A 4966-nucleotide genomic window follows, 5' to 3' on the forward strand; every position below is an offset into this window, starting at 1 on the left:
TGCAGAAAGCCGATCAGATCAGAAGGCGACGCGGGCTTGGACAAGAGAGAGGAGCAATCCAACCGAGGACAGCAGCCCAATAAAGGCACCGCAATCGGCCTTGTGACTGACTTTCAGTCGGCCCTGCGGGTTACCCCGGGTCCTCCCCCTGCCATGGCAGGGGGAGGCGACAGCGAAAAGTGAGCCACCGCAAGCGGTATGACACCTGGCCCACCCTGTCCAGGTCCACTGCCATGGAGCCGGGATCTTCTGATCGGCCCCAGGCGTCAAGCCCGTTGGCCGGTGCTCTTGCTGCTGTCCCGCCTGAGCGCTGCAGCGGAGCGCACGAGCCGGCGGACCCCACGGTCCGACGGCAGCGCGGAGCTCATCACCGGCACCTGGCGCCAGGGGTTGGCTTGTGGTTGGCGGGTAATTGACGCCTGGTCGCGGCGACGAATCAGCCTGCGCTGGAGCGGTCAATCCGCCGTGCCCGTTTGCGGCGGTAGCTCTCGCCATTGATCTGAATCAGCGTGCTGTGGTCCACCAGCCGGTCCACCGCTGCCACGGTCATGGCGCTGGTGCAGAAGACGTTCTCCCACTCGCTGAACGGCTGGTTGCTGGTCACCAACAGGGATCTGCGCTCGTAGCGGTGCATCACCAGCTCGAACAGCACCGAGGTCTCGGCCTCGTCCTTGCGGACGTAGCCGATGTCATCGATCACCAGCAGGGCAAAGCGATCCAGTCGGGTCAGGGCCTTGGCCAGGGCGTAATCGGCTTTGGCGCGCTGCAGCTCCTGCACCAGCGTGGTGGCGGAGAAGAAGCGGGCCGTGCGGTCCAGGGCGATCAGGCTGCGGCAGATGCCCGCCGCCAGGTGGGTTTTGCCCACACCGCTGGGGCCAAACAGCAGCAGGTTCTCGGCCCTCTCCAGCCAGCCGGTGTCGTGGGCGAGCTGCTCGATCTGAGGACGCTCCAGATCCGGGATGGCGTTCCAGTCGTAGTCCGCCAGGGTCTACCGCTGCGCGGAAGCCCTGTGGGCTAGGGGGACCGGCAGCTGGGCCTCATGCAACAGCCGCCGCTGACGGGCTTGATGCCGCTGCTGGTGTTCCTGCTCCGCCAGCACATAGAGGTAGCTGGCTGGACTCCAGCCATCGGCTGTGGCCTGCTGCTCGGTCGCCTGCCACTGGCTGCGGAACTGGGGCAGTTTCAACTGTTTCAACAGCGATGGCAGAGCCGTTTCCAGCGCCGGCCTGCTCGGGGGTTCCAACCAGGAGTTCGTCATAGCTGCTGAGGGTGTGTTCGGAGATGTCGAGCTGGGGCAGGGCCGCAAGGCCCCTGGGGGGCCGCAGGCCGTAGTGATCACGCAGAGCCGTGAGGCTCAGCTCGCTGCGGCGGAGCTGACGGCGCAGATAGCGCTCCACATCGACCAGATCGTCGGTTCTGGCGGCGACATGGAGGGCGTCCACCATGACCTTGGCCGCCTCATCCGGCGGCAGGGCCGCCAGCAGCTGGCGCCATAGCTGCCGCCAGTTCTCTCCTGGGAGTAGGTCGGTCTGCAGCTGGGCACGCAGCAGCGCCCGGGGTTTGCGGCGCAGGCTCTCGATCACGTGGCGGAAATCGATCCGCCGCAGGGGCCCGATCTGGCCCGCTTGCCGGTGCAAGCGCGGCAGGGTTTGGACGAACTGGCTGCGCAGGAACAGATCCAGCCGGTCATGGCGCAGGTGCACCGTCAGCTGCTGGCCGATCAGCCGTGAGGGGACGCTGTAGGTGACCGAGCGCACCTCGATCGTGCTGGTGCTCCGCACCCGCACCACCAGCGGTTCGTAGTCGGCAAAGCGCTCCACCGGCAACGGCTGCAGGTGCAGCCGCTCGATCTCCAGGTTCCCCTGCACCTGGTGGCGGCTGTTGAGGGTGGCGGTGACCTGGGCGACCAGCTGCCGGTAGTCGGCCTCGGTGGCGAAATCACGGCTGCCGCGCTGGATCAGTTGCTGCTCCAGCCGGTGTTTCCAGTGCCGGTGCGGACCCTCGATGGCACCGTTCTCGTGGGCTACCCCGCGGTTGTTACGGGTGGCGATCACGCCCAGGTGGGCGCAAAGTTCGCGGTAGCGGCTGGTGTAGTCGCCGGCGTAGCTGCCGTCGCGGTTGCGGAAGCAGGCACTCAGGCTGTCGGTGCGGTGCTCCGCCGGCACCCCACCGCAAAGAGCGAGAGCGTTCTGTAGAGCCTCGGACAGGGCAACAAAGCTCTCACCGCCGTGGATCACCGCCACATGGCACCAGCCCGAATAGGGCAGGCGGAAGTGGAACAGCCGGTGCTCCTGCAGGAACATCACCTCCTGCGCCGGCCCGTGCAGGGCCCGCCACTGCTCGACGCGGCGCTGCAGGGTCCGCTTGCGGCGAAACCACTCCTCACCTGGCCTGATCTGCTCCAGGTGCAGAAGCAGGGTCTGGGGTTCCAGTTGCGGTGCCTTCTCGAGCATCGGCACCAGCACGGTGTCCCACACGTCCGCCAGCGGATCAGCTCGGGTGCGCCACCGCCGTCCAGGCTGCTGCTGTTGCCCTCGGGTTGCAGCTGAAAAACCCAGCCACCTCTGCGAGAATGGATCAACTGCCCATTCGTTGATGCGAGGCCAACAGGAGCGAAGCGGCTCCTTGTTCTCCTACGTTTCGATCGAGGAGCGGATCCCGGCCAGCCATCCGCTCAGGCGGATTCGCAAGCTGGCGGACCAGGCTCTCGATCGGCTCAATCCCACCTTCTGCAGGCTGTACGCGTCAGAAGGACGACCATCGGTTCCACCGGACCAGCTGCTGCTGGCCTCGCTTCTGCCGATGGTGGCTCTAGGAGGTTCCTGTTCCCGTAACCGTCGTCCCCCCCCTGTCAGTGCCGTGATTCACAGGCCTCCCCGTGGTCATCGCCATCCAGGTCGGTGTGCCCCTGGCAACAGCACCCTGGGCTGGCTCAAATCCCATACCGTCAATTGGAACAAGCCCCGCTTCGGCGCAGTAAGGATTCTTCTCTGTCATGGCGTTCGCTCTGCCAGCTGAACTGCTGCTTGATGGTCAATCAACGCGTTGTGCTCCGGCTGGCTCGGGAGCGGCGGCAGTCCAGCGATGTCTAACGTGATGCAGATCCGCGGTACCTGGCCGTTTCCCAGCCCACCTTTTCAACCTCCCCTCCGAGCAAGGCCGAGCTGCTGTCCACCCTGCCGTCCGAGCTGCTTGAGCTCAATCCCCGCAAGGCCTGGTCCAGTCTGGGGCTCTCCCTCGCCCTCTCGTTACTGGCCTACGGGCTCGGTACCCAGATCCCCCTTGCCCCTGGCGCGGCCATCATCTGGCTTGTCTACGGGCTGGTCACCGGCACCGTGGCCATGGGCTGCTGGGTCATCGCCCATGAGTGCGGCCATCATGCGTTCCATCCCAACCGTCGTGTCGAGGCGCTGGTGGGGTTCGTGCTTCACAGCCTGCTGCTCGTGCCTTACTTCGCCTGGCAGCGCAGCCACGCCGTGCACCATGCCCACTGCAACCACCTTGAGGGAGGCGAAACCCATGTGCCGCCACGGGCGGAGTCGAAGACGGGCCAGCTGATTCTCGCGATGAACCGGCGGCTGGGAAGCGTCCTCTCCGGCAGCCGGGCGTTGGTGATCCATCTGCTGCTCGGCTGGCCGCTCTATCTGCTCTTCGGCGTGACGGGTGGATCTGACTACGGCGCGCCTACCTCCCACTTCTGGCCCGGGGCACCGTTTCGCAATGGTCACAGGCCACTGTTCCCCGACTCCTTCCGCGGATCGATGCTGCGCTCCAATCTCGGCGTGCTGGCGATGCTGTTGCTCCTGGGGCTGGCCGCAATCCAGTGGTCGCCGGCGCGGGTGCTGTGTGTCTATGGCCTGCCCTACCTGGTGATCAACGCCTGGCTGGTGGGCTATACCTGGCTGCATCACACCGATCTCGACATTCCCCACTTCGCGAGCGGCGACTGGACCTGGGCCAAGGGTGCCCTGCAGACGGTGGATCGTCCCTACGGCCCGGTGCTCAACTTTCTCCACCACGGCATTGGGGCCACCCATGTGTGCCATCACATCAACCCTTGCATCCCCCACTACAACGCCTGGCGCGGTACTGCTTTGCTGAGGCAACAGTTTCCGCAGTTGGTGCGTTACGACTCCACCCCCATCCATCAGGCGCTGTGGAGGGTCGCCAGCCGCTGCTCGGTGGTGCGCCAGGTGATTCCTGGTGAGGGCTTTTTCTATCAAGCCTGAACTTTCGCTGTCATGGCCAGGCTTTCTACGTCACGTCTGGACGTGTGGTTCCTTAAAAGTTCCTGACTCCTCAGGACTCCGTCGATGAGGCAGCAAACAGTGTCAGACAATCCCCCAGAACAAGGCTGTGGTCGGCCTGGCTGTCGACGCGAAATCGGCCCCAGGTCGCCATCGGTTCAGGGTTGAGCGATCGAAGCGGCCAGTCGAGGCGTTGGTCGCCGTAGGTGAGCCCCACACAGGTGAGGCTGGCATCGTCGCCCAGCAGGCTCCAAAGCACGGAGATCCTGCTGCGGTCGTAAGGCGCCGAACTCAGCTCCTCGGGACAATCAGCGATCGAGCCCGGCTGCAGGCTGAGGCGTAGGCCACGCTCCCAGCACAGAAAGGTGCCGTCGTGCGTGGGATAGAACCAGCAGGTGGCATTGCTCAGCTCGCCCAACGCCACGCGATCGGGGGCACTGCAGGCTCGTGGGATCCACCGGATCGCCTTGGTAGATCCCGAGCCAGTGGTGCTGCGGCTCGATCCGCAGGATCAGGGCGTCACACAGCAACTGGGTGCCATCGCTGCTGCGGCGCTGCTCACCAGTGAGGCGGCCATCGACAGGAAGCCCGCCTAGTGTTCTGTCCCAGAGATACGAGAGCAAAGACGCTGAATCTTTTCCAAGATTGAATCCGCCGTAGCCGTCCAGGTGAATGGAGCTGTGTTCTTGTTATATGCCGCCACGAACTGCTCGATCCTG

General features: G+C 65.0%; 4 protein-coding genes and 3 pseudogenes. 3 read left to right on the forward strand and 4 right to left on the reverse strand.

From position 1 onward, the window contains the following. Positions 1–436: 436 nt before the first annotated feature. Both istB and KBZ33_RS21960 read right to left on the reverse strand, forming a co-directional pair. Positions 437–1135, reverse strand: a pseudogene (gene istB, locus KBZ33_RS20985) (IS21-like element helper ATPase IstB); the annotation flags it as partial. Further along, positions 1038–2453 carry a Mu transposase domain-containing protein gene (locus tag KBZ33_RS21960; protein WP_396108955.1) on the reverse strand — a complete coding sequence of 472 codons (1416 nt, stop codon included), beginning with the start codon at positions 2451–2453 and terminating at the stop codon, positions 1038–1040. The pseudogene istB and the gene KBZ33_RS21960, both read right to left, overlap by 98 nt. A 142-nt stretch (positions 2454–2595) precedes the next feature. On the opposite strand from KBZ33_RS21960, the pseudogene KBZ33_RS20990 reads away from it, so the two are divergent. Both KBZ33_RS20990 and KBZ33_RS20995 read left to right on the forward strand, forming a co-directional pair. Beyond that, positions 2596–2799 (forward strand): annotated as a pseudogene (locus KBZ33_RS20990) (IS5/IS1182 family transposase); the annotation flags it as partial. Between the two features lie 476 nt (positions 2800–3275). Continuing rightward, complete coding sequence (locus tag KBZ33_RS20995) at positions 3276–4229, forward strand: fatty acid desaturase (protein ID WP_255011964.1); 954 nt, start codon at positions 3276–3278, stop codon at positions 4227–4229. A gap of 70 nt (positions 4230–4299) precedes the next feature. Here the strand turns inward: KBZ33_RS20995 and KBZ33_RS21000 are convergent, their stop codons facing one another. Then, positions 4300–4671, reverse strand: coding sequence for a hypothetical protein (locus KBZ33_RS21000; protein WP_255011962.1), 372 nt, complete (start codon positions 4669–4671; stop codon positions 4300–4302). A 43-nt stretch (positions 4672–4714) separates the two neighbouring features. Between KBZ33_RS21000 and KBZ33_RS21005 the strand changes: the two genes are divergently transcribed. Beyond that, positions 4715–4843: a hypothetical protein gene (locus KBZ33_RS21005; RefSeq protein ID WP_255011963.1), complete on the forward strand. Its 129-nt coding sequence runs from the start codon at positions 4715–4717 to the stop codon at positions 4841–4843. Here the strand turns inward: KBZ33_RS21005 and KBZ33_RS21010 are convergent. Beyond that, positions 4840–4966 (reverse strand): annotated as a pseudogene (locus KBZ33_RS21010) (IS630 family transposase); the annotation flags it as partial. The gene KBZ33_RS21005 and the pseudogene KBZ33_RS21010 sit on opposite strands and share 4 nt — an antisense overlap.

The sequence above is a fragment of the Cyanobium sp. Cruz-8D1 genome (genome assembly GCF_024345975.1).
Taxonomy (GTDB): domain Bacteria; phylum Cyanobacteriota; class Cyanobacteriia; order PCC-6307; family Cyanobiaceae; genus Cyanobium.